At 70.4% G+C, this 24,011-nt stretch carries 22 protein-coding genes; 15 read left to right on the top strand and 7 right to left on the bottom strand.

Annotation, left to right across the window (positions count from 1 at the left end):
* Positions 1-85: 85 nt before the first annotated feature.
* From GT354_RS46460 to GT354_RS46445, 4 genes are all read left to right on the top strand, one after another.
* Positions 86-424 (top strand): metalloregulator ArsR/SmtB family transcription factor, encoded by a 339-nt coding sequence (locus GT354_RS46460; RefSeq protein WP_161363631.1) that lies wholly within the window; start codon positions 86-88, stop codon positions 422-424.
* A complete protein-coding gene (locus tag GT354_RS46455; RefSeq protein WP_161363629.1) occupies positions 421-1,173 on the top strand; it encodes a cation transporter in 753 nt (250 codons plus the stop codon). Before GT354_RS46460 ends, GT354_RS46455 begins: the two co-directional genes overlap by 4 nt.
* Before the next feature lie 299 nt (positions 1,174-1,472).
* Positions 1,473-2,513, top strand: a complete 1,041-nt coding sequence (locus tag GT354_RS46450; protein ID WP_161363626.1) for a phosphotriesterase — start codon at positions 1,473-1,475, stop codon at positions 2,511-2,513.
* A gap of 3 nt (positions 2,514-2,516) precedes the next feature.
* Positions 2,517-4,703: a hypothetical protein gene (locus GT354_RS46445; protein ID WP_161363624.1), complete on the top strand. Its 2,187-nt coding sequence runs from the start codon at positions 2,517-2,519 to the stop codon at positions 4,701-4,703.
* Between the two features lie 70 nt (positions 4,704-4,773).
* On the opposite strand, the gene GT354_RS46440 is transcribed toward GT354_RS46445, so the two are convergent.
* Both GT354_RS46440 and GT354_RS46435 read right to left on the bottom strand, forming a co-directional pair.
* Positions 4,774-5,658, bottom strand: a complete 885-nt coding sequence (locus tag GT354_RS46440; protein WP_161363622.1) for a tetratricopeptide repeat protein — start codon at positions 5,656-5,658, stop codon at positions 4,774-4,776.
* 67 nt (positions 5,659-5,725) lie between these two features.
* Entirely contained in the window at positions 5,726-6,325 is a 600-nt protein-coding gene (locus GT354_RS46435; RefSeq protein WP_161363620.1) for a TetR/AcrR family transcriptional regulator, read from the bottom strand.
* Positions 6,326-6,422: 97 nt separating this feature from the next.
* On the opposite strand from GT354_RS46435, the gene GT354_RS46430 reads away from it, so the two are divergent.
* From GT354_RS46430 to GT354_RS46410, 5 genes are all read left to right on the top strand, one after another.
* Positions 6,423-7,109, top strand: a complete 687-nt coding sequence (locus tag GT354_RS46430; protein ID WP_161363618.1) for an SDR family NAD(P)-dependent oxidoreductase — start codon at positions 6,423-6,425, stop codon at positions 7,107-7,109.
* A gap of 227 nt (positions 7,110-7,336) precedes the next feature.
* Positions 7,337-9,253 carry a molecular chaperone HtpG gene (gene htpG / locus GT354_RS46425; RefSeq protein WP_161363617.1) on the top strand — a complete coding sequence of 639 codons (1,917 nt, stop codon included), beginning with the start codon at positions 7,337-7,339 and terminating at the stop codon, positions 9,251-9,253.
* A 96-nt stretch (positions 9,254-9,349) separates the two neighbouring features.
* Positions 9,350-10,153, top strand: coding sequence for a methyltransferase domain-containing protein (locus GT354_RS46420; protein ID WP_161363615.1), 804 nt, complete (start codon positions 9,350-9,352; stop codon positions 10,151-10,153).
* Between the two features lie 194 nt (positions 10,154-10,347).
* Positions 10,348-11,478 carry a hypothetical protein gene (locus GT354_RS46415; RefSeq protein ID WP_161363612.1) on the top strand — a complete coding sequence of 377 codons (1,131 nt, stop codon included), beginning with the start codon at positions 10,348-10,350 and terminating at the stop codon, positions 11,476-11,478.
* 544 nt (positions 11,479-12,022) lie between these two features.
* On the top strand, positions 12,023-12,964 hold the full coding sequence (locus GT354_RS46410) for a DUF1838 family protein (RefSeq protein ID WP_161363610.1): 942 nt from the start codon (positions 12,023-12,025) through the stop codon (positions 12,962-12,964).
* A 117-nt stretch (positions 12,965-13,081) separates the two neighbouring features.
* Here the strand turns inward: GT354_RS46410 and GT354_RS46405 are convergent, their stop codons facing one another.
* On the bottom strand, positions 13,082-13,948 hold the full coding sequence (locus GT354_RS46405; protein WP_161363608.1) for an alpha/beta hydrolase: 867 nt from the start codon (positions 13,946-13,948) through the stop codon (positions 13,082-13,084).
* 99 nt (positions 13,949-14,047) lie between these two features.
* Between GT354_RS46405 and GT354_RS46400 the strand changes: the two genes are divergently transcribed.
* Positions 14,048-14,698: a TetR/AcrR family transcriptional regulator gene (locus tag GT354_RS46400; RefSeq protein ID WP_202513066.1), complete on the top strand. Its 651-nt coding sequence runs from the start codon at positions 14,048-14,050 to the stop codon at positions 14,696-14,698.
* 90 nt (positions 14,699-14,788) lie between these two features.
* Here GT354_RS46400 and GT354_RS46395 read toward each other — a convergent pair whose 3' ends face one another.
* Entirely contained in the window at positions 14,789-15,082 is a 294-nt protein-coding gene (locus GT354_RS46395) for a hypothetical protein (protein WP_161363606.1), read from the bottom strand.
* Positions 15,083-15,407: 325 nt separating this feature from the next.
* On the opposite strand from GT354_RS46395, the gene GT354_RS46390 reads away from it, so the two are divergent.
* A complete protein-coding gene (locus tag GT354_RS46390) occupies positions 15,408-16,082 on the top strand; it encodes a TetR/AcrR family transcriptional regulator (protein WP_161363604.1) in 675 nt (224 codons plus the stop codon).
* 91 nt (positions 16,083-16,173) lie between these two features.
* On the opposite strand, the gene GT354_RS46385 is transcribed toward GT354_RS46390, so the two are convergent.
* Together GT354_RS46385 and GT354_RS46380 are read right to left on the bottom strand one after the other, a co-directional pair.
* Entirely contained in the window at positions 16,174-17,355 is a 1,182-nt protein-coding gene (locus GT354_RS46385) for a zinc-dependent alcohol dehydrogenase (RefSeq protein WP_161363646.1), read from the bottom strand.
* Positions 17,356-17,679: 324 nt separating this feature from the next.
* A complete protein-coding gene (locus tag GT354_RS46380; RefSeq protein ID WP_161363644.1) occupies positions 17,680-18,225 on the bottom strand; it encodes an isochorismatase family cysteine hydrolase in 546 nt (181 codons plus the stop codon).
* A gap of 422 nt (positions 18,226-18,647) precedes the next feature.
* Between GT354_RS46380 and GT354_RS46375 the strand changes: the two genes are divergently transcribed.
* On the top strand, positions 18,648-19,211 hold the full coding sequence (locus GT354_RS46375; protein WP_161363602.1) for a type 1 glutamine amidotransferase domain-containing protein: 564 nt from the start codon (positions 18,648-18,650) through the stop codon (positions 19,209-19,211).
* A 56-nt stretch (positions 19,212-19,267) separates the two neighbouring features.
* On the opposite strand, the gene GT354_RS46370 is transcribed toward GT354_RS46375, so the two are convergent.
* Positions 19,268-19,828, bottom strand: a complete 561-nt coding sequence (locus tag GT354_RS46370) for a hemerythrin domain-containing protein (protein ID WP_161363600.1) — start codon at positions 19,826-19,828, stop codon at positions 19,268-19,270.
* 212 nt (positions 19,829-20,040) lie between these two features.
* On the opposite strand from GT354_RS46370, the gene GT354_RS46365 reads away from it, so the two are divergent.
* The 3 genes from GT354_RS46365 to GT354_RS46355 all read left to right on the top strand — a co-directional run bounded on the left by GT354_RS46365 (position 20,041) and on the right by GT354_RS46355 (position 23,954).
* Positions 20,041-20,913, top strand: a complete 873-nt coding sequence (locus GT354_RS46365) for an SDR family oxidoreductase (RefSeq protein ID WP_202513065.1) — start codon at positions 20,041-20,043, stop codon at positions 20,911-20,913.
* 253 nt (positions 20,914-21,166) lie between these two features.
* A complete protein-coding gene (locus GT354_RS46360) occupies positions 21,167-23,419 on the top strand; it encodes a catalase (RefSeq protein ID WP_161363598.1) in 2,253 nt (750 codons plus the stop codon).
* A gap of 169 nt (positions 23,420-23,588) precedes the next feature.
* A complete protein-coding gene (locus tag GT354_RS46355) occupies positions 23,589-23,954 on the top strand; it encodes a VOC family protein (RefSeq protein ID WP_202513064.1) in 366 nt (121 codons plus the stop codon).
* Positions 23,955-24,011 lie beyond the last annotated feature (57 nt).

The following is a 24,011-nucleotide window of genomic DNA, read 5'->3' as shown; positions in this document are numbered from 1 at the left end:
GACGTACCCGTCTGTACGGGCTTCGGCCGTCGACGGGGTCACCCCACCCTCACTACTGTTCATCATCGACTGTATTGTTCAGCGCATGATGACTGTTTCGGTACAGGGTGAGGTGCTGGCCCGGTTCGGCCACGCGCTCTCCGACCCCACGCGTTCCCGCTTGTTGTTGGCGCTGCGCGAACGGCCGGCGTACCCGAGCGAACTCGCCGAGGCCCTGGGCGTGTCCCGCACGAATCTGTCGAACCACCTGACCTGTCTGCGCGGTTGTGGCCTGGTCGTGGCGATCGCCGAGGGGCGGCGCCTGCGCTACGAGTTGGCGGACGTACGACTCGCGCACGCGCTCGGCGACCTGCTGGGCGTCGTGGCGGCCGTGGACCCCACCGTCGTGTGCGAGGACGCCGACGAGAAGGGGTGCTGCCGATGACCGCGCCGTACTCCGCGTCTTTGGGTCCGTCGGTCCCGGGGCCGTCACCGGTGCGGCGTGACGCGTTGCGCCGGCGCATCCGCCTGCTGGTCGCGGCGACCATCGCCTACAACGTCGTCGAGGCGGTCGTGGCGATCTCCGCCGGCACCGTCGCCTCCTCGACCGCGTTGGTGGGCTTCGGGCTGGACTCGGTGATCGAGGTCGCCTCCGCGTCGGCGGTGGCCTGGCAGTTCACCGCGAAGGATCCCGCCCGTCGGGAGCGGACCGCGCTGCGGATCATCGCGATCTCGTTCCTCGCGCTCGCCGCCTACGTGGGGATCGACGCGATGCGCGCCTTGGCCGCCGGCGGCGAGGCCGAACACTCCACCGTGGGCATCGCCCTGGCCGCCGTGTCCTTGGTGATCATGCCCGGCCTGTCCTGTGCGCAGCGCCACGCCGGCCGCGAGTTCGGCTCCGCCGCCGCGGTCGCGGACTCCAAACAGACGCTGTTGTGCACCTACCTGTCGGCCGTCCTTCTGCTCGGCCTGGTCCTGAACTCGACGCTGGGGTGGTCCTGGGCGGATCCGATCGCCGCCCTGACCATCGCGGCCGTCGCGGTCAAGGAGGGGCGCGAGGCCTGGCGCGGTGAAGCCTGCTGCGCGGTCCTGCCGGTCGGCCCGAGCGATCCGAACGCGCCCACGCCGACCGCCGCGCGGTGCGGGTGCGCGTCCGGCTGCGCCGACCCGTGCTGTGCTCCCGCAACGGACTGACCTGCGAGTCGACGCGGTGGGGGAAGGCAACAGGCGCTGCCGGATCGGTGCAGGCGTTCGAACACGATCGCCGGGCTCACACCGGTACCGGCCTCGGGGGGCGTGACGGTGACGCCGTTCGATCCGTTGTCCTGGGCATGGGAGTCGGTGTTTCATCCGACGGACTCGGGGACGTGTGGGGCGATTGCCTTTACCGTGCACGCGTCGGCGGCGTCCACCGTCGGGGATCGCCCGGCCGGCCGCGCACCGAACTCCCGAAGGCCACACCGGAAAAGCCTCAAGAAGGAGCCGCGCCGACCATGACCGAGACGCTTCCACAGCCCGCGAGTACGACCACGCCCGTACCGACGGTCGAAACCGTCCTGGGGCCTGTTGCCGCCGACGCCCTGGGGACCACGCTCGCGCACGAACACGTCTTCGTCCGCACGCCCGACAGCCAGACCAACTGGGTCCGCGACTGGGACGACGAGGCCCAGGTCGCCGGCGCCGTCGAGCGCCTGCGGGAACTGCGCGCCACCGGCGTGACCACGATCGTGGACCCCACCGTCGACGGCCTCGGCCGAGACCTCGTCCGTCTGCGGCTCGTCGCCGAACAGGTCCCCGACCTCAACATCGTCGTCGCCACCGGCGTGTACACCTACACCGACGTACCCCACTACTTCACCTACCGCGCCGCCGCCCTGCCCGACGGCCCCGATCCCATGGTCGACCTGTTCGTCCGAGACATCCGCGAGGGGATCCAGGACACCGACACCAAAGCCGCGTTCCTCAAGTGCGCGATCGACGAACACGGCCCCACCCCCGGCGTCGAACGCGTCCTGCGCGCCGTCGCCCGCGCACACCTGACCACCGGCGCGCCGATCATGGTCCACACCCACCCCGGCACCCGCAGCGGCGCCTACGTGCACCGCGTCCTGACCGAGGAAGGCGTCGACCCCACCCGCGTCCAACTCGCGCACAGCGGTGACAGCACCGACACCGACCACTTGGCCGAACTCGCCGACACCGGCTACCTGTTGGGGATGGACCGCTTCGGCCTCGACGTCATCCTCCCGTTCGCCGAACGCGTGGCCGTCGTCGCCGAGCTGTGCCGGCGCGGCTACGCCGCGAGCATGACCCTGTCGCAGGACGCCGCCTGCCATTTCGACTGGGCCGATCCCGACCTGCTCGCGGCCCTCCCGAACTGGCACTATCTCCACGTCCTGCGCGACGTCGTACCCGCGCTGCGCGAACTCGGCGTCGAGGAACGGGACATGACCACCATGCTCGTGGACAACCCCCGCCGCTGGCTGACCACCCCCTCTCTGCACCACCGCACAGGCCATGACGGCCGGAGGTAACGGATGACCCTTGCGACCACCGCTTTCGCCGCGCTTTTGGACACCGCCGCGCCTGCCGCGCTCGCCGAGGTACTGGCGAGGCTGCCCGCGGACATCCGGCGCGACCTCCTGCGCCTGCGGCCCTCGGCCGATGTCGTCGCGTGGGCGCTGGAGAAGGGAAGCACCGAGGATCGGCTCGTCCTCGCCGCGAACCCGGCGACCGGCCGCGAGGTGCTGCGCAGCCTGCGGGAACGTGCGGAACCGTTGGTCACCGCCGCGGCCTACGTGCATCACGAGTTCACCGCCGCCGATCGCCGCTCGGTATGCGAGGCCGACGACCTGCCCGACACCGTGAAGGCGTTGCTCCTCGCCACCCGGTCCCGGAAACTGCTCGCTCCCGCGCTGCGCGCGCGTGACCCCGAGGTCGCGGCACATGCCGACCGCACCGTCGGCGGACCGAACAAGAAGCGTCCCCGGGGCCGGCCCGCCGAGTTGTACGCGTGGATGGTACAGACCCCGTACGCGCGCATCCGCCACCCGCGCGCCCGGGTCGCGATCTTCCGTCCGGAGGACTGGTCGGCCGCCGACTGGCGGGAGTTGGTCGAACTCCACCACCGGCACCCCATGGCGGACACCGCCTGCCGGGCCGTCGTCGAATCGGGTGTGTGTCCGCACGAGACGGCGCTCGCGCTCGTGGCCTGTCGGCAGGAGGAAGCCCTCGGCCACTTCTCCCGGCAGCCGACGACGGCGATGGTCGACACTGCGGTGACCGCCCTGGGTGCGGGCCTGTTCGACACCACGGATCTGCTGCACAGCGCGCGACAGGCCCCACGCATCCTGGAACTGATCGTCGCGCTCCCGTGGAACACGGGCGCCGGGGAGGCGCTGCGAACGCTGCTCCGGGAGCACCTCGGCGAGGATCCGGCATGCTGGGTGCGTCTGTTCGCACTGCTGCCCGGCTTCGCCGGCACGGTCGGTGAACTGCTCGACGCGGCGGGGCCGGCTCCACGCACGGCCGTGCGAATACCCACGACCGTCACCCCGCGACTCCACGAGGACCACGCGTCGTTCCCGCTCCTGCTCGGGCTCGCCGGGCCCAGGAACGCCCGGGCGATCGTCTGCGCACCGGCGCTCGCCGATGTCGTCTATCCGGTCACCGCCGGGGGCTGGGCCCCTGCTCATGTCGTCGAGGCGATCGTCGACGAGATCACCGAGGAGCGGGAGTTGCTGCGGATCGCCCGGGAGGCGAAGAGCCGCCCGGAGGTCTACCTACCGCTTTTGACCCGCGACGATCCCGACCTGAACGCGGCGGTCCTCGTCCACAGCGGGGTTTCGGCGGAGATCGCGCGCCGGATCGTGAGCGGTGTGCCGTTCGGTCCGGGGCGGCGAAGGACGCTGCGGACGACCCGGGAAGTGCTGTCCCACCTGATCTGCGGCCTGAACAAGAACTCCGGCACGAAACATCTCGCGCCCTACTCCAACGACCCGAACGTCGCGGCCGAGGCCCTTCTCGACATGCGCGACCACTTGCGGGACAGCGAGCAACTCACCGCGGCCGCCTCCCTGGTGGCTGCCGGGCGCGTCGACATCCTTCGGGACGTCATCGCCAACAGCCAGATCCCCAACGTGCCCGTCTCCCTGACGGTGTCCGACGCACTCCGGGCAACCGATCCGGGTACCTTCCTGGAGGCCAGGATCGTCGAGGTACGCCGCCGCGAGTGTGGGGAACGCGTCCGGCAGCCCGCCGACGCGTTGGACGACTCCATGGAATGGGACTGGATCCGCGCGGCCTTCGCCGACGACCGCCCCTTCGGCGGGGCCGCGCTGCGCGCCCTGTGCACTCGCCCCGACTGTCCCGACGACGTCTCCCTGGCCCTGTTGCGCGCCTATCCGGAGCAGACCGCGCAGTGGCTCGCCCATCGCTCGCCCGAACACGCGCGCCTCGCCCTCGCCCTGTTGCCCGCGGGTCGGGTGTCCACCGCCCTCCTCGACGGCTGTGTGAAGTCCGGCGCCCTCACCCCCACCGACCTGTTCACCGTCGGCTGTCCGGCGTCCGCCGTCCTGCGCACCGGCCACCGGGTGCCCGCCGACCTGGTGCCCGCGACCGCGGAGGGGTGGACGGTCGTCGCCCGGCTGCTCCCCGACTTTCCCGGCACGCTCCCCGAGTTGATCGCCACGGCGAACGCGATCACCGACCACCCCGCCGACTGAAAACCGCCCGGTGGACGCCGCCTCTTGACGCGGTCTGGTGACCACCGCCCGGTGGACGCAGCCGCCGAGCCTAGAGGTCGTCGGATCCCAAGAGCCTGCGGAGCACCTGGATTCCCCGTCCGTCGTCGGGATCGCGCAGGTCGACGAAGGCTACGTGGTGTCCACCGCCGCGGGTGTGGATGTCGAGATAGCCGCTGGAGTAGCCCGGCCGCTTCCCCATGGCCCACTCGGCGGATTCGATGTCCGCCGGGTCGAACGTGTGGGTCCCGAGGCGGATCGTGTCCCCCGGGATCAGATATGCGGGGTCGAGGTCGTACAGGAGCCGACGCGCGTGCGTCGCGGTGTCCTCGTCCTCGCTCGCGGCGGCCCGCAGGTAGACCTCGCGGGCCTCGGCGAGGCGGCCGGGGGCGACGGCCATGAGCAGGCGGTGGGCCCGCGAGGCGGTGTCCGCCAGGAACGGGGGTTCCATGGCCCGCAGAAGCAGGGCACAGGCCTCGTCCGGACGGCCCTGTTCGACTTCCAGGTTGGCGAGGTTGAACCGGGCTGTACGGGCATGCTCGGGATGTTCGGTGGCAATGGCCTGCCGGTAGAGCTCGCGGGCGTGCGCCGGTTCGCCGTTGTGTTTCTCGAACAGCCCGAAGTTGAACAGGGACTTGGCCGCGTGGTCGCGATGCCCGGTCGCTATCGCCTGCCGAAATGCCGTGCGAGCTTCGGCGTTTCGGCCGGCCGAGGCTTCGAGTACGGCCAGGTTGGCCAGCGCCATGGGGCCGATGTCGGGGTGGCCGGTGGCGGCCGCGCGCAGGAAGGCCGCACGCGCGGCGTCGACTCGGCCCGCCGTCCGCTCGGCCGCTCCCAGGTCGAACGCCTCGACGGCGACCTGCTCAGCCTCGTGGACCGCGTCGCCGGGCGCGTTGGGCAGTGGTTCCCGAGGACCGTTGTCTTCCCGCATGGCCATACGGCGACGATAGGCCGGCATGGCGCCGGTGGGAATGTCCCGGGGGCTCCCCGGCCGCGGCGGACGGTCAGTCCGCGCGAGGCCTGAGCAGGTCGTCGACAAGGGTGTCCACGAGACCGCTCGGGATACTCGACCCGGTCAGGGCGCAATAGACGATCGGGCCGACCAGGGCGTCGAGCGCGGCGTCGGGGTCGAGGCGGGGCGAGATCCCGCCGGCGTCGATGACCCGGGTGAGCAGGTCGCGCTCACTGTCGCGGCGGGGACCGAGATAGCGCTTGTGGAAGCTCTTGGCCGTTTCGGGGTCGTGCTGCGCCTCGGCGATGAGCGCGAGCAGGACCTTGCCCGCGGGGTCGTCGGTGAGGAATCGCGCGAGATCGCGGAGGTAGGCGCGGATGCTCTCCGCTGTGGGGTTCTCCGTCGGGACGCGGAGACGTTTGTCGCTGTCCTCGATGAGCGTGTCGAGGAGGATCTCGACCTTCGAGGGCCACCACCGGTAGATCGTCTGCTTGGCGACGCCGGCACGACGCGCGATCGCCTCGACGGTGAGCGCGCCGAAGCCGTGCTGGACAAGCAGATCGTCGGCGGCGTGCAGCACAGCCAGACGCGCGGCCTCGTCGCGCCGGCTGCCGGAGTGCGGCCGGTGAGGCGGAGAACTCGTGGCGGGCATGCGAAACACCTTACCCGTCGGCACCTCGGCACTTTACCTAGACGCAACGCCTCGTCTAGACTATTGCCACCACTACGAAGGAGCGCGTGTGTCTCCCATGTCCAACCGCCGAGCCCTCGTCCTCGGAGCCTCTCGCGGGCTCGGCCTCGTCCTCGCCGACGAACTCGCCCGACGCGATTGGCAGGTCATCGCCACGACCCGTCGGAGCGGCGGCGAACTGCAGGCGAGCGCCGATGCCCGGAACGGGCAACTGACGATCGAGCACGTGGAGATGACCAGCCCCGAACAACTGACCGCTCTCCGCGAGCGCTTGGACGGGCGTCGACTCGATCTGCTCTTCGTCAACGCCGCCATCGACCGGGGCAACCTGCCCATCGGCGAGGTCTCGACCGACATGTTCACCGAGGTGATGATCACCAACGCGCTGAGCCCGCTGCGCGCCGTCGAGGCCCTTCGCTCACTCGTCGCCCCCGGCGGAACCGTCGCGGTCATGTCCTCCGAGCAGGGCAGCATCTCGCGAAACACCGAGGACGGTTACGACCTGTACAAGGCCGCCAAGGCCGCGCTCAACCAACTGATGCGCAGTTACGCCACCCGCCACGCCGGCGACGGACAGACCAAGCTGCTCATCGACCCCGGCCACAACCGAACCCGACTCGGCGGACCCGACGCGCCCCTGGACCCCCGGGAGAGCATCCCGGCCGTCGTGGACGTCCTCGAAGCCCAAGCCGGCGCCCCCGGCCTGCAGTTCCTGGATCTGCACGGCGAAACCGTCCCGTGGTAGCAGCCGACGTCGAGTCCTTCGGCCTCCAACGCGGTCCCGGTGGGCCGTACGTGTCCGTGCGCGTCGACCGGGGGGCGCCTGGACGCATTTGCGCGCTCCGCCGTAATGTGTCGTCGCTACGACGTCACGACACAGCGTCACGGAGACAGCCGGCCGGAGGCCCGACTTGATCGGACCACCCGACAGTCGGCGCTCCATCACGTTTTCTCCCGAAAGGAGACTCCAGGGTGGTCAGCAGTGTCGAAACACTGGAATTCCAGGCCGAGACCCGTCAGTTGCTCCAGTTGGTGATCCACTCGATCTACTCGAACAAGGACATCTTCCTGCGCGAGCTGATCTCGAACGCCTCCGACGCACTGGACAAGCTGCGGCTGGAGTCCCTGATCGACTCCGACCTCGACGTCGACACCTCCGACCTGCACATCGCCTTGGAAGTCGACAAGGACGCCCGCACGTTGACCGTCCGCGACAACGGCATCGGCATGAGCCGGGACGACATCGTGGATCTGATCGGCACGATCGCCAAGTCCGGCACCGCCGGTCTGCTGGAAAAGATCAAGGAAGCCAAGGACGCCGGGGCGGCCCAGAGCCTGATCGGGCAGTTCGGCGTCGGCTTCTACTCGGCGTTCATGGTCGCCGACAAGGTCACCCTGCGCACCCGGCGGGCCGGCACCGACGCCGGCACCCAGTGGGAGTCCGACGGCGAGGGCACCTACGAGATCCAGGCCCTCGACGGCCTGCCGGTGGGAACCTCGGTCACCCTGCACCTCAAGGCCGCCGACGTCGAGGACGGGCGGGCCGACTACCTGGCCGAGTGGAAGATCCGCGGGATCGTCAAGCAGTACTCGGACTTCATCCGCTGGCCGATCCGGATGGCCACCGAGCAGACCGACGCCGAGGGCGTCACCACGCACGGTATCGACACCCTCAACTCGATGAAGGCGCTGTGGGCCCGGCCGCGCAGTGAGGTGACCGAGGCCGAGTACAGCGAGTTCTACCGGCAGATCAGCCACGACGGGCTCGACCCGGCCGAGACCATCCACATGCGCGCCGAGGGCAACTTCGAGTACGAGGCGCTGCTGTTCATCCCGTCTCAGGCACCGTTCGACCTGTTCTCCCGCGAGACCAAACGCGGCGTGCAGCTGTACGTCAAGCGCGTGTTCATCATGGACGACTGCGAAGCGTTGATGCCGAACTATCTGCGCTTCGTCAAGGGTGTGGTGGACGCCCACGACCTGTCGCTGAACATCTCCCGCGAGATCCTGCAGCACGACCGCCAGATTCGCGGCGTGCGCCGGCGCCTGGTCAAGAAGGTGCTCGGCGCGATCAAGGACACCCAGGCCAAGGATGCCGAGCGCTACGCGAAGCTGTGGACCCAGTTCGGCCGGGCCCTGAAGGAGGGCCTGCTGGAGGACACCGACAACACCGAGGCCCTGCTGGAATTGGTGTCGGCCGCCTCCACGCACGACGCGGACAAGACCACCACCCTGCGCGAGTACGTCGAGCGCATGAAGGACGGTCAGGACGCGATCTACTACCTGACCGGCGAGACCCGCGCGATGGTGGAGAACTCCCCGCACATGGAGGCCTTCGCCGCCAAGGGCTACGAGGTCCTGATCCTCACCGACCCGGTCGACGAGGTCTGGGTCGACCAGGTCCCGGGCTTCGACGGCCACCGTCTGCAGTCCATCGCCAAGGGTCAGGTCGACCTCGACGAGCCGGCCGACGGCGACGAGGAAGCGGGTGCCGAAAAGGCCAGGCACGAGCAGGACTTCGCCGCTCTGTTGCCGTGGTTCGCGACGACCCTGTCCGAGCAGGTGAAGCAGGTCCGGCTGTCGTCGCGGCTGACCACGTCGGCGGCGTGCATCGTCGGCGACGCCCACGACATGACCCCGACCCTGGAGAAGATGTACCGGGCGATGGGGCAGGAGATGCCCCCGGTCAAGCGGATCCTCGAAGTCAACCCGACGCACCCGCTGATCACCGCGCTGCGCTCGGCGCACGAGGCGAACGCCGAGGATCCCGCGCTCGCGGAGATCGTCGAGTTGGTGTACGGCGGCGCATTGCTCGCCGAAGGCGGCGACCTGCCCGACCCGGCCCGCTTCACCCGGCTGCTGACCGAGCGCCTGGCCCGCGGGTTGTGACCGCCGGGGTGCGGCCCGCCACGGCCCCGACCGGCCGGCCGCACCCCGCCCGTCCCGGTGCACTGCCGCGCGATCGTGGTCTGCCACAATCGCCGCATGGCTGAGCACGACAGCGACCGCGGCTACCTGCTGGACAACGCGCAGTCACAGGCGGGCGTGCGCTTCGGCGCTCTCGCCGAACTGTTCGACCCGGTGACGTTCCGGCACGTGGACCGACTCGGCATCGGGGCCGGCATGCGGTGCTGGGAGGTCGGCGCCGGCGGCCCCTCCGTGCCCCTCGGACTGGCCGAACGCGTCGGCCCCACGGGTACGGTGATCGCCACCGACATCGACGTGTCCTGGACCCGGGGCATCGACGGCGGCGTGATCGAGGTGCTGTCCCACGACGTGGCGGCCGACCCGCCGCCGCCCGGCGGCTTCGACCTCGTACACGCCCGACTGGTCCTCGTACACGTGGCCGACCGTGCCGAGGCGCTGCGCCGGATGGTGGAGGCGCTGCGGCCCGGTGGCGTACTGCTCCTGGAGGACGCCGACCCGTCGTTGCAGCCCCTGCTGTGCCCGGACGAAACCGGCCCCGAACAGCGGCTCGCCAACCGACTGCGGTCCGGCTTTCGCACCCTGATGGCGGCGCGCGGCGCGGACCTCGCGTACGGGCGGACCCTGCCCAGGGTGCTCCGGGAGGCCGGTCTGGACGACGTGCGGGCCGACGCGTACTTCCCGATCACCTCGCCGGCGTGTGCCGTGCTGGAGGACGCGACGGTGCGACAGATCCGCCACCACCTGACCGGGCAAGGGCTCGCGACCGACCGGGAGATCGACCGTCACCTGGCGAACGTCGCGTCCGGGCGGCTCGACCTCGCCACCGCCCCGATGATCTCCGCGTGGGGACGCCGCCCGTAGCCACCCGCGGCCGGCTCGACCGGCGCCGGCGGGGGCATCGGTGTTGTCGTCGCCCGCGGCCGGGGTCTGCTCGGGCGCCGGGTGGTTGCGGCCCCGGTCTTTCGTCGAACGACCGCGAAATTCCCGGGTGTTCACGAGGCCTCGTACGCCCGATACTGGCGATCTTGGCCGAACACCCGAGACAGGACGTGCACATGGACTCCTCCGTCAGACGGACCACGATTGCGGTCGGCATTCTCGTGATGGGACTCCTCACCGGTTGTGGGGGCTCCTCGTCGCCCGCGTCGCCCTCGGCGAAGTCGTCGGGGTCGGCGACGTCGTCGGGAGCCACGGGCGAGGCAGCGGCGTCGTCCCCGCCTTCGGCGGGCTCCGCGTCGGCCGGCGTCGACTCGACGCCTTCCGCACTCGACGCGAAAGCCTCCGGGATCGTGTTCGAGGCCCGCCAGGATGCCACGTGGCTCGTGGTCGCCGTCGACCCGGCGAGCGGTCGGGCCACCGAGATCGCCACGTTCCTGCCCACCGAAGACAACGTGCGCCTGGACGCGGACTTCGTACAGATGGCCGGCGGCGGACCGCTCGCGGAACGAGCGCTGTACTCCTCCGACCTGACCCGCGCCGTCGCGACCAAGACGATGGCGGATCAAACGAAACACATCGGCTGGATCGACCGGGCCGGACGGTTCACCGACGTCACGACCGGATCCACCGGCCCCGCGGGCGGGTTCGGCTCCACCACGGCGGACGACACACCGATGTTCGGCCCCGACGGCGCGTTCTACTTCGCCCGCCGCGAACCCGACGACAGCGGCTACAAGACCGATCCCACGATCTGGCGGCTCGAAGGCACCGACCCCTCCCGGGCGGTGAAGACCAAAGAGGTGGACGCCCCCAACTTCTATGTCAACCCGCCCTCGGTCGTCGAGGCGTTGTGCGCCGGGTGCTCGCCCTTCTTCACCTCCGGCAGCGGCGGCCTGGGGGCGTACCGCGCGACGGACTTCCTGGGCGAACAGGCGTATCTGTCGACCGATACGAACGGGTCGATGATCTATCGCTCACCCGTACTGCAGCGCGACTCCGCCACGCTGATGGACTGGGGCACCGACGGGCAGAAGCTCATCCCGGAGACGAACCGCAAGGTGTGGTCCCCGGTGGGCAGCCCCGATCACGGTCGGGTCGCGTTCCTGTCGAAGGCCCAGACCGACGCCCCCACCACCAACCCGCAGTTGTTCGTGGTCGACGCGCAGGGAGGCTCCCCGCGGCAGATCACGATCACCGGCGACGGGGATCTGGGCGGCAAGAACCCGAACCTCATCGGCTGGAAGTAGCCCCGCGCGAACGTCCGCGCCGAAGCCGCGCCCGTCGTCCCTGACGGTGATCTCCCACGTCCGGCCGGCGGGGTCGGCGTCCGCGTGCATACGCACGTTGGCCGGCAGCGTGCGTACGGCCTTCTCCACCACTTCCGCCGTTGCCCGGGGCACGGTGACCTCGGCGGCCAACACCCGTGCCCAGCCCCCACCGAGACACCTTCGACGTGGCAACCCGCCCCGCACCGCCTGCGGGTGATTGCCTGCATCGCGAATTCCCGAACTCCCGAACTCGCTTACTCCCGTGCACCGTCGCCCCAGCACCCCCTCACCCGACATCCTCCGCCCGAGGCGCGGTGCGGCCGTCCCCGGCCCACCCGCTTCGCCCGACCGCGAGGCACGCGTCGATGGAGCGACACCGCCGAGTCGTCGCGGTTCGACTGCATAGGCTGCTGCGAGGTCCCCAGACACCCGAAGCTCGGCCCGTCGAACGACGTCGACGACCCGAACCCAACGAATGAAACAAACGAGACGAACGAGACGAACGAACGGAAGGGCACCACGCATGGAACCCGGCACCACATCGCCCGAGGCCCTGATCGCGTCGCTCGACGACGCGAACGCCCGCCTCTTCGTACGGCTGCTCGGCCGGCCCGACGGCCACGACATGCTCTACCGCATCAGCGGAACGGTCCACAATCACGTGCCCGGTGACGTCCACGGCAAGCTCTTCCCGCACGGGCGGGTGCTGTTCGGTGTCGAGGGCTACAACATCCGCCGGCTGATCCACGTGCCGGGCACCGACGATGTGCACATGGTCTCGCGCGAGATCGTCTTCTACACCGACCCGAAGGACGGCACCGTCCTGACCGAGTGGACGAACCCGCTGGACGGACACACTCGCCCCCTCCCGCCGATCGCCAACGATCACGTCCAGCTGTCGTATCGCATCCGGGCCGGCGCCCTGTACGCGCTGTTCGGCCCCGCCGAGGTTCCGTTGGCCGGCTCGGTCGCCCCGCAGCGAGTACAGCGCAACCTGGTGTGGACGCTGGACGTACCTCCCGTCTACCGGCTCTCCGACCGGTACGGCATCGACGACGACTTCGGCCTCGCGAACTCGACCTATACGTCATGGGAGTTGTTCGACTTCCTGGTGCACGAGGACGACGCCCGCGCGTACTCCGGCACGGACGCCGACACCGGGACGGGAACGATGCCCGTCACCAACTGCTGGAGCCGGGTCTGCCCGTACGTGCCGGCCATGGGTATCGCGGAAAGCGAAACGCCGGGCAACCTCGTCTACCACGCGCGCGCCTGGACCCTGGACGGCTTCGACGCGCTCGAACCGTGGCTGGCCGACCGCGTACGCACCCACCATCCGCTGTACACGAGCGCCCCCGACGCCCCCGGCACGGGCCCCAACACCACCACCTGGACCGCCTTCCACGCCGCGGAACTGGCCCCACGCGGCCTCACCTGGCGCGAATGGCGCGACACGACCGGCTGAGCTGCCCGACCACTCCCCCGCCCACACCGCGCCGGGGTCGCCGGCCCCGTGCAGCGCGACGCCGGGCGTCTCGTCACGGTCGGCGGATCGGGAAGCCCGGCGAGCACGGTCGGCGAGTCAGGATGGCCGGCGGGTCAGGAAGGTTCGCAACGCGCCGATCAACGCCGCCGGATCGTCCTCCTGCACGTTGTGCCCCGCGTCCGGCACGACCACGAGTTCCCCGTCCGGAACCTGCTCGACCAGGCGTTCGGCGGCGGCCTGGGAAAGCACCCGGCTGCGCCCGCCGCGCACCAGCAGCACCGGCGCCGGCACCCGGTTCAGCCGATCCGCCAGTCGATCGATGGCCGCGAGAATGACGGGGAAGTCGGGTGGACGCGGATCGCCTTTCGGTACCCAACCCCCCTCGGGCGCACGGCGAAACAGGGTGCTCATGCGGTAGGCGACACCCGCGCGGTCGGCCTTCGGATTGACCCGCATCGCTGCCTCGACCACCGTCTCGATGTCCCGTACGGGGCCGAGTGCGGCCATGAACGCCCGTACGTGTCGGGTACTTTCGTAGTCCACGCCGGGTGCGACATCGACGAGCGCCAGCCGCTCGACCCGGTCGGGCCACACATCGGCGACGTGAGCCGCGATCACGCCCCCGAGCGACATGCCGACCAGCCCGACCCGCTCGAAGCCGAGGTGGTCGACCGCGGCGACGACATCGGCCGCCATGGTGTCGATGCGGTAGTCGTCGGACCAGTCGCTGTCGCCGTGCCCGCGCAGATCCAGCGCGACCGACCGGGCAACGCCGCGCAGGCCGAGGCAGACGAAGTCCCACGTATGCGCGGTCAACCCGCCGCCATGGATCAGGAGTACGGGAGATCCCGTTCCGCCCCAGTCGAATCCGTGCAGCCGGCAGCCTGCACGGGAGAAGCGGATCTCGCGGGGCGGCGTCGAATCGTGGGTCGAGACACCCAGACTCGCCGCCAGCTCGGTCATCGTCGCCATCGTGGATCGTCCGTGCACGGCGCCTCCGTCCTTACCTTGGCTACTCAAGGTAAGATGCATTACCTTGACTGGTCAAGGTAATATCGGCGAGTGGCCACCCGAGTACGACGCAACCCCGACGACGCCAAGCGGATGATCCTCGACGCGGCGAGCAGGCTGCTCGCCGCAGGCGGTCCGGCCGCCGTGCAGGTGCGCGCCGTCGCCGCCGAGATCGGGGTGTCCGACGCGGCGGTCAACCACCACTTCGGCACGCGCGAACAACTGTTGGAGTCACTGCTGCGATTCGGCGGGACCAAGCTGAAGGCCGAACTGCACGCCGTGCTGGGCGCGTGGACCGACGGCCCGATCGATCCCGCCGAGTTGGTGCGCGCGCTGTCCGCGCTGTACGCCGACGGCTACGCCGAACTGGCGCTCGCGCTGCATCGATCCGGATGGCGGGACACCGGCAGCGGCCTGCTCGACGAGGTGGTGGACCGGCTGTACGCCCAGGCACTGCACCAGTGCGCGATCGGCGGGCGAACTCCCCCGCCACGCGAGGCAATTCAACTGACGGTGGCCGGACTGCACCAAGCCGTCGCGACGGAACCGCTGTTCGGCGACGAATTCCGCAGGAGCGTCGGACTCGACACCACCGCGCGCGATCGCATGCTCGACTGGTGGATCGAAATCCTGCGCACGACCGTTGCCGGACAGGGCCCCCACGCGGGCCCGGGGCGGGGCGCTGCGGGTCGCCGAGGCTGACGACTTCCCCGCCGGTGCACGCCGAAGAAGGCTCCGGAGGCCGGCCGGGCCCACGTGGTTCGGGACGCCGCGAATCGGCGGTGTGTTCGGTCAGCGCCGCCGGGCGCGGGTGATGCCGGCGATCAGTGCGATGGACGCGGCGACGATCAGGCCGACGAAGGCGGGGTGGATGTCCTTGGACAGGCTCTGGGCGCCGTCGGGCCGCACGAGCCACACCGTGAGCGGGATCGAGAAGGCGACGGCCACGAGTACGGCCGCCCCGCGGACCGCCCGGTCTCGGACCCGGGTGAGGGCACCGACCAGGGCGATGGCCACGGGTACGACCGCGAGCAGCGCGAACTGGGCGAGGACCATGACGGGAACCGCCCAGGCGGAGACGGTCACCGCCCGAGGAATGCCCCGGTCGTTCCGGGCGGGCGGCGTCTCGACAGTGGATGCGTCCGCGGGGGATGCGTGCGCCGGAGACGTGCCCGTCGGTGACGTCTGCGCTGGTGACATGGCTGAGGCTGACATGACGTTCCCCTCGTTGCGAGTAGTGGTCGATCGGGCGGATGCGTCTGAGGTGTGCCGCACCGCCCACCGCAATTAGCCGGCTTGCCGTTCGTTAGAAGTTATAACGTTCACGAAAGGCCGACGTCAAGCGTTGTCGTGATAGCCTCTAACCAGAACTTCACTGTATAGCCGACGAGATTTCGGAAAGGGGCATGTCATGGCGAACCCCGGCACCACGACCCCGCGCGAGCGCTACCGCGCCCAAGTGCGCGCGGAGATCAAGGAACTCGCCTGGGAGCAGATCGCCACCGCCGGGGCCTCCGCGCTCTCGCTCAACGCGATCGCCAAACGGATGGGCGTGAGCGGGCCCGCCCTCTACCGCTACTACGCCGGCCGCGACGAACTCATCACCGAACTCGTCACCGACGCGTACCGCAGCCTCGCCGACGCCGTCCACACGGCCGCCGAGCCCGGCCCGGACGTGGCCGTGCTGGCACACGCCATGCGCGCGTGGGCCCTCGACGACCCGCACCGCTACTTCCTCATCTACGGCACACCGGTCCCCGGCTACCACGCTCCCGACGACGTCACGACCATCGCAAGCGAGATCATGGCCACCCTGCTCGACGCGTGGTGCGCGACGCCCTTCCGCGGCCCCGCGACGCCGCTCGACGCACACCTGGACGACCACCGGCAGTGGGCGGGCGACCACCTCGCCTCGCCCGCCACCCTTCACCGGGCCCTGATCCTGTGGACCCGCCTGCACGGCGTCCTGTCCCTGGAACTCGCGGGACACTTCTCCGGAATGGGGTTCGACCCCGCCCTGCTTTACACGACCGAACTGGAAAGCCTGCTCGCCGACGCCGGCGACCCACCCGCCGACGGTCGGTGAGCCCCCGGGCGCCGGGGCCGGTCGGGTCCACCGCCGGGTTCGAGCGCACGTCCGGGCCTCTCGACGGGCCCACCCGCGGCGCGCCGGCGGGTCACGGGCGCAGCAGCACCTTGACCGTGCCGTCCTGCTTCTTCTGGAACCGTTCGTACGCCTGCGGCGCTTCGGCGAGCGGAACGCGGTGCGTCGCGAAGTCCTCCGTACCCAGCGGATCGTCGTCGCCGAGCAGGGGGAGGATGTCGCCCACCCACCGGTGCACGTTCGCCTGACCCATGCGTAGTTGGAGCTGCTTGTCGAACATGGTCAGCAGCGGGAGCGGGTCGGCCATGCCGCCGTAGACGCCGGAGAGGGAGACGGTGCCGCCGCGGCGAACCAGGTCGATCGCGGTGTAGAGGGCGCTGAGTCGGTCCACGCCGGCCTTGCGCATCAGCTTCTCGGCGACCGTGTCGGGCAGCAGGCCCGCGATCTGTTGGGCGAGCTTGCCCACGGGCGCCCCGTGCGCCTCCATCCCGACCGCGTCGATCACCGCGTCCGGCCCGCGTCCGTCGGTGAGCCCGCGGATCGTGTCGGCTACGTCGTGGTCGGCGGCGAGGTCGAACACCTCCACGCCACGCCGCCGGGCCCGCGCCAGCCGCTCCGGCACGAGGTCGACACCGAACACGCGCTCGGCGCCCCGATGCAGCGCGATCCGACAGGCCATGTCACCGATCGGGCCGAGTCCGAGAACGGCGACCGTCCCACCGGGCGGGACGACCGCGTACTCGACCGCCTGCCACGCGGTCGGCAGCACATCAGAGAGGTACACGAACCGGTCGTCCGGCGGGCCCTCCGGCACCTTGATCGGAAGTTTGTTGCCGAAGGGCACCCGCAGATACTCGGCCTGGCCGCCCGGTACCTGCCCGTACAACCTGGTGTAGCCGAACAGGGCGCCGCCCATGCCCTGCTCGCGCACCCGGGAGGTGTCGCACTGCGAATGCAGTCCCTGCGAACAGTTGTGGCACACACCGCACGAGACGTTGAACGGGATCACCACCCGATCACCCGCCCGTACCTCGGTGACCGCTGCGCCGACCTCCTCGACGATGCCCATGGGCTCGTGGCCCAGGATGTCGCCCTCGCTCAGAAACGGGCCGAGCACCTCGTACAGGTGCAGGTCCGAACCGCAGATCCCGGACGAGGTGACCTTGACGATCACATCGTCGGGGTCCTTCAGAACGGGGTCGGGGACGGTGTCCACGCGTACGTCGCGTTTGCCGTGCCAGGTGAGTGCCTTCATCGCGATCATCTCCAGGGCGAGTGCTCGGGGGCCGGCGGACGTCGGGGGTCCGCCGGGCACGGAAGGCGGCGACCGGAGGTCGAAGCGTCCCGTACCGAACCGCCTGACCGGTCCACGCGCGCTCAAACGCGGATCGGCACGCCGTGCGCGGCCGCGCGGCCGGGGGCGACCGGCTCGATCGCCCTCGTGCCCCCGAATCCCCCGGAGGAATGCCCGGGGACCCGCCACGCATTCGCGCACCGCCTGAACCACACGGTCACCGCGCCACACCCTCGCGGGCCGCCGAACGAGCGCACCGGGCGTCCCTTTCGTCGGCCCGGACGGTCAGTGCCGGGAGAACTCGACCCGATCGGCGGGCACGACGGCGGCGCCCATGTTGCGCTCCATCATGCGCAGCGCCGCGTCCGCGAGTTCCGGGTGGATGTGCGCGACCGCGTCCGCGGCCACCGTCACGTCGAAGTGACGAATGTGGGCGTCGAGCGCCGAGTACAGCACGCACTGCTCGGTGACCTGGCCGCACAGCACTGTCCGCTTCACCCCCTGCTGGGTCAGGAGATATTCGAGAGGAGTCTCGTAGAAGATCGAATGGCGCGCCTTGACCACGAACATCGAGGCGTCGTCGGGGCGGAGCGGCTCGACCAGATCGGCGTGTCGCCCGTGCAACGCCACCTCGAGGATCTCGTCGTGCTGCGAGCGCCATCTGCCGAAGTTGTCGTTGACGTAGACCACGTCGACGCCCTGCCGGCGGGCCCGATCGATCAGCGGGCACATCGCCGGCAGCGCGTCGCGTACGGAGGTCACCAGGGCCTCGGCGTCCTCGTGCTCGTAGGTGTTGATCATGTCGATGACGATCAACGCGGTCTTGGCCATCACGCACCACTTCGCGAGGTACGGTCGCCGACCGGCGCACGTCGGCGCGATTTCGAGGTTGCCTGCACAGCCGACACCGGCGCTCCTTCGTCTCACGGGGCGAGCGGACGGCTCGCCACAGCCGGGCGGGTACCCCCTTCCCGTCGCTCCGCACCCGACGGAGTTCGACCGGAGTTCGACCGGAGTTCGACAAGGGTTCGACACGAGCCCGATCCCCCCTCGTGCGGGGCCTGCGAGTACCACCGCATTGTTTCGAGGCGGGCCGGGCCTGAGGTTTCTCGACGAGGGCCCTGGGCAGCGGCGTCGGTACGCAGGCTCAGTGCCCGGCGAAGGCAGAACGCCGCCGACGTACCGCCGTCCGGCGAAACCGCAGCCGGCCGACCGAGTCCTCGCGCGTGATCCACGAAGAGAGGGCAAGCACGATGACCGACACCGACCTGACCGGACGCCGTGTCCTGGCGATCGTCACCAACTACGGGGTGGAACAAGACGAACTCGTCGTCCCCGCTCGGCACTTGCGCGACGCGGGCGCGCGCGTGGACATCGCGGCGGTAACCACCGACCCGGTCCAAACGCTTGTCGGCGACAAGGACCCGGGAGAAAGGGTCCATCCGACCCTCACCCTCGCCGACGCGGATCCGGCGGCCTACGATCTGCTGCTCGTGCCCGGCGGCACACTCAACGCCGATTCGCTGCGCCTGAACGACGACGCGATGCGCATCGTCCGCGCGTTCGTCTCCTCGGAACGCCCCGTGGCGGCGATCTGCCACGGCCCGTGGGCGCTGGTCGAAGCCGACGCCGTGCGCGACCGGACGCTGACCTCGTACGCCTCGCTCAAGACGGACATCCGCAACGCCGGCGGCCGTTGGGTCGACGAGGCGGTGGTTCGCGACGACGCCGGCGGCTTCGTGCTGATCACCTCCCGCACCCCGGACGACCTGAAGGACTTCCTGGACCGGATCGGCACCACCTTGGCCGCGACCTGACCGAGCACACCGATGGAGCGGGCGGTGCCCTCGGCCGGTTCGAGACGAGGTCGGTGTCAATCTCCGCCGCCTCCGGACGGCAGGTCGCGCACCCGACCGACCGCTCCCACGTGCGGCGCGCGGCGTTCGTCGGCGGGCGCGGTGTTCGACCCCGCGGAGGGCGCCCGACCGGGCGGCGTCCTCTCCACCGAGCGGACGCTGTCGCCGAGCCCGGTCAGCACCGCCGCCGGACAAGCCGCGGCGAGGAGTGGGAAGAGGCGGTTCTCCTCGTCGCGGACGTGCTCGTTCACGTCCAGTCTGAGTCTGGCGATCAGGTCGTCGAAGTCGGGGTCGTCGGCGTCCCGGCCCTGCAGCTTCTCCAGGAGTTCCTCGACGCCGCCGTGGTCGGCGATCGCCCGGTCCGCGATCGCGTCCCCATCGTCGACGTGTTCGCGCACCGCCGGATACAGATATGCCTCCTCGGCGACGGCGTGGCGCGTCAACTCCACCATGAGTTCGTCGGCCAACGCCCGGCGGCGATCGTCGCCGACCGGTTGGGTCTCGATCCGCGCGAACAGCGCCTCGACCTCGCGATGATCGGCCGTGAACTCGTCGATCACGTTCCCGCCGTGCCCCATGCCGATTTCCTCTCGTGACGCACCGGAGGCGACGGATGCCGCACCGTGCTGCGCCGATACCCGTCGCGCCGATCCCCACGCGCGCAAGTGGCGCACCGGGCCGGTTCCTCCGCGCCCGAACGGGTACCGGCGGTGTCGGACACCGACCGCCGCCTTCATCCCGACCGCCGCTTTCGTTCCGACCGCCACCTTCGTTCCGGGAAGGGAACCGCATGAGCACGCCGTCCGAGGAGACTCCCCCGCCCGCGCAGCAGCAGCGGGCACCGGGTACGACCGGGGAGATGACGCCGTCTCCTCGGGACGAGATGACCGACTACCGAGGCAGCGGCCTGCTCGACGGACAACGCGCGCTGATCACCGGCGGCGACTCGGGGATCGGGCGCGCGGTGGCCGTAGCGTTCGCCAAGGAGGGCGCCGACGTCGCCATCGCGTACCTGTCCGAACAGGAGGACGAGGACGCCGCGCACACCAGGCGCCTGGTGGAGGCCGCGGGGCGCACGTGTGTCGTCTACCGCTCGGACCTGTCGGTGGAGGGCAATTGCCGCGACGTCGTCGAGCGGACCGCGACCGACCTGGGCGGGCTCGACATCCTGGTCAACAACTGCGGCACCCAGAACCCGGTCGAAGACCTGGCGCAGCTCGACAGTGCGCAGTGGGAGTACACCTTCCGGGTCAACATCCACAGCTTCTTCTGGACCACCAAGGCGGCCTTGGACCACCTGCCCTCGGGCGGCAGCGTGATCAACACGTCGTCGATCAACGGGCTGCGCGGGAACAAGACCCTGATCGACTATTCCGCGACCAAGGGCGCGATCCTCGCACTCACCTACTCGTTGGCGCAGTCCTTCCAGGAGCGCGGCATTCGGGTCAACGCCGTCGCGCCGGGACCGGTCTGGACACCGCTCATCCCGGCCACGTTCCCCCCGGACAAGGTCGCCTCGTTCGGGCAGCAGACCCCGATGGGCCGGGCGGCGCACCCCGACGAGATCGCCCCGTCCTACGTTTTCTTCGCGTCCGGCCGCCTGTCCGGCTACTACTCCGGCGAGGTCCTGGCACCGATCGGCGGCGAAACCCTCCCCGGCTGACCGAGCCGAGGCGAGACGAAAAAGAGCCGAGACGACAAAGGACGCGAGGCAAAAGGGCCGAGACGAAGAACGTCCGAGACGAAGAACGAGTACGACACATCGGTTCGAACGACAGGCGCGGGGTAGCTCTGCCTCTCGTGGTCGGTGTCGGACCCCTCACCTTTCACCCCGACCGGGCGCGACCGCACACAGGCGCTCGCGACGCGCGTCCGCGCGGCCTCCCGACGACACCCAACCCCTCCCGGAGGAAAAGATGGCAAAGCCCAAGCCCGCATCGAAGACGTCCGACGCCGACGGGATCCCCGGTCGCCCGGGCACCGCGCCGCCCAGCGTCGAGGAGCCCACCGAGGCGCACGAGCCGCTTCCGCCCAAGCCGGACCAGAGCGGGCCCGACACGCTGAGTCCGACCGGTCAACCCACCGGCGCGGACCAGGCGATCGTCGCGCAGGGCGGCGCCTATTTGACCACCGCCCAGGGGCTGCGCCTGCCCGACAGCGACCACTCGCTCAAGGCGGGCCCGCGCGGGCCGGTCCTGCTCCAGGACCACCATCTGCGGGAGAAGATCACCCACTTCGACCACGAGCGCATCCCCGAGCGCGTCGTGCACGCGCGCGGCGCGGCCGCGCACGGGGTCTTCCGCGGCTACGGCAGCGCGGCCGCGGTGAGCAAGGCCGCGTTCCTGGCCAAGGACGTCGAGACGCCGGTCTTCGTCCGGTTCTCGACCGTCCTTGGCTCGCGCGGCTCGTCGGACACGGTCCGCGACACGCGCGGGTTCGCCACCAAGTTCTATACGACCGAGGGCGTTTTCGACCTCGTCGGCAACAACATTCCGGTGTTCTTCATTCAGGACGCGATCAAGTTCCCGGACATCATCCACGCCGGCAAACCGCATCCCGATCGCGAGATCCCGCAGGCCCAGAGCGCCCACGACACGTTCTGGGACTTCGTGTCGCTGCACACCGAGGCCACCCACCACACCATCTGGAACATGTCCGACCGGGCGATCCCCCGGTCGTTTCGCACGATGGAGGGCTTCGGGATCCACACCTTCCGCCTCGTCGCCGCCGACGGCGCGACGACGCTGGTGAAGTTCCACTGGAAGCCGAAGGCGGGCGTGCACTCCCTGGTCTGGGAGGAGGCGCAGATCATCAACGGGATGGACCCCGACTTCCATCGGCGCGACCTCGCGGACGCGATCGAGGCGGGCGCTCTCCCGCAGTGGGAACTGGGCATCCAGACCTTCCCCGACACCGCCGATCAGACGTTCGAGGGCATCGACCTGCTCGACCCCACCAAGATCGTCCCGGAGGAGCTCGCCCCCGTCCAGCCGATCGGGTTGCTCACTCTCGACGCCAACCCGAACAACTACTTCGCCGAGACCGAACAGGTCGCCTTCCACCCCGGCCACCTCGTTCCGGGCATCGACATCACCGACGACCCGTTGCTCGCCGGCCGCCTGTTCTCCTACCTCGACACCCAGATCACCCGGCTCGGCGGCCCCAACTTCGCGCAGATCCCGATCAACCGCACGCATGCCCCGGTCAACGACATGCAACGTGACGGCTGGCACCAGGACGCCGTCCACGCGGGCGTCGCGCCCTACCGACCGAACTCGCTCGACGGCGGCTGCCCCTTCACCGCAGGCGCCGACCTGGGCGGCTACGTCGAGGTTCCCGTGGCCCTGCCGCCCGCGTCCAAGGTGCGCGAGGCACCGGCGTCCTTCGACGACCACACGAGCCAACCCCGGCTGTTCTGGCTGAGCTTGAGCCCGGTCGAGCGCGAACACGTGATCGCGGCCTATACCTTCGAACTCGGCAAGTGCTTCGTGCAGGCGATCAAGGAACGCAATCTGCGCATCCTCGCCGACATCGACCCGCTGCTGTGCGCCCGGGTCGCCGAGGGCCTCGGCCTGCCCGTACCGCCGGCCTCGGGCCCGTTGGCCGCGGTCGAACCCAGCCCGGCGCTCTCCCAGATCGGCGGTACGTGGCCGGTCGCCGGTCGCGTGATCGGCATCGTCGCCGACCCGAACGCCGACCTCGACGGCGTACGCAGTGTGCGTCAGGCCGTACTGGACGCGGGCATGGTGCCGCTGATCATCGCCCCCACCGGCGGTCCGCTCGACGCCGGCGGCAAGAACCCGATCGCCGTGCAACGCACGTTCGTCACGGCCCGATCGGTGGAGTTCGACGCGATCCTGCTCGCGGGCTCCCCCGCGCCGGGCACGGACGCGTACGGTGCTCGCGACGCGAAGGCCGGCAACGGGAGCGCGTTGTCCACGACCGACCCGCGGGTCCTGCTGATGCTCGCCGAGGCGTATCGCCACGCCAAGGCGCTCGGCGGTTGGGGCGACAGTGCCGCGGCTCTGGAAGGCGCCGGAATTCCCACCGGCGCGCCCGGGGTGATCCTCGCCGACGACGCCGCCTCGGTGGTGGCGCAGGCCACCGAACTCCTCGGCGCGCACCGGGTCTGGGAGCGCTTCCCCGCCGGCGAGACCGACGCGGTCTGAGCCGACGTCACGGTGGACCCACCCGGACGGCCGCCGAACCCCTCGGGGTTCGGCGGCCGTTGCCGATCCGGGCGTGTTCCGGTTGTGCCCCGACTCCCGACGCGGCCACCGGCCGAGCGGCCCTCCCCGACGCGCGCATGGGTCGGGCGACTTCGGGCACCGGACTCCCATGAACCTGAGCCTGGGTTGTGTCGTGTTCACCACCACCGACCTCGATCGCGCGATCGGCTTTTGGACGCACGCGCTGGGGCTGCGCCCGCGCGACCCGGTCACCGACGGCACCGAGTTCGTCGTGTTGCAGGACGCGGACACCCGCCGCGACGTGATATCGCTCCAACTCGGCGAGATCAGTACCCCCGCCGAGCCCGTTCGGGTACACGTCGACCTGTACACGCGAGACCGGGCCGGCGAGGTCGCCCGCCTGTTGGCGCTGGGCGCCACGGCTCCGGCGTGGACGTATCCCGAGGACGCGGTCTTCGTGGTCCTGGCGGATCCCGACGGCCACCCGTTCTGCGTGGTCGAGCACGACCTCTGAGCGACGGCCGGCGTCGGGCGGCGCCCGGGAAGCCGCAGGACGTGCGATTCAGCGGGC

It is taken from the genome of Streptomyces sp. SID3343 (genome assembly GCF_009865215.1).
In the GTDB taxonomy this organism is placed as follows: Bacteria; Actinomycetota; Actinomycetes; order Streptomycetales; family Streptomycetaceae; genus Embleya.
The sequence above is the reverse complement of the archived record's forward strand: the minus strand, read 5'-3'. Positions and strand labels throughout refer to the sequence as shown.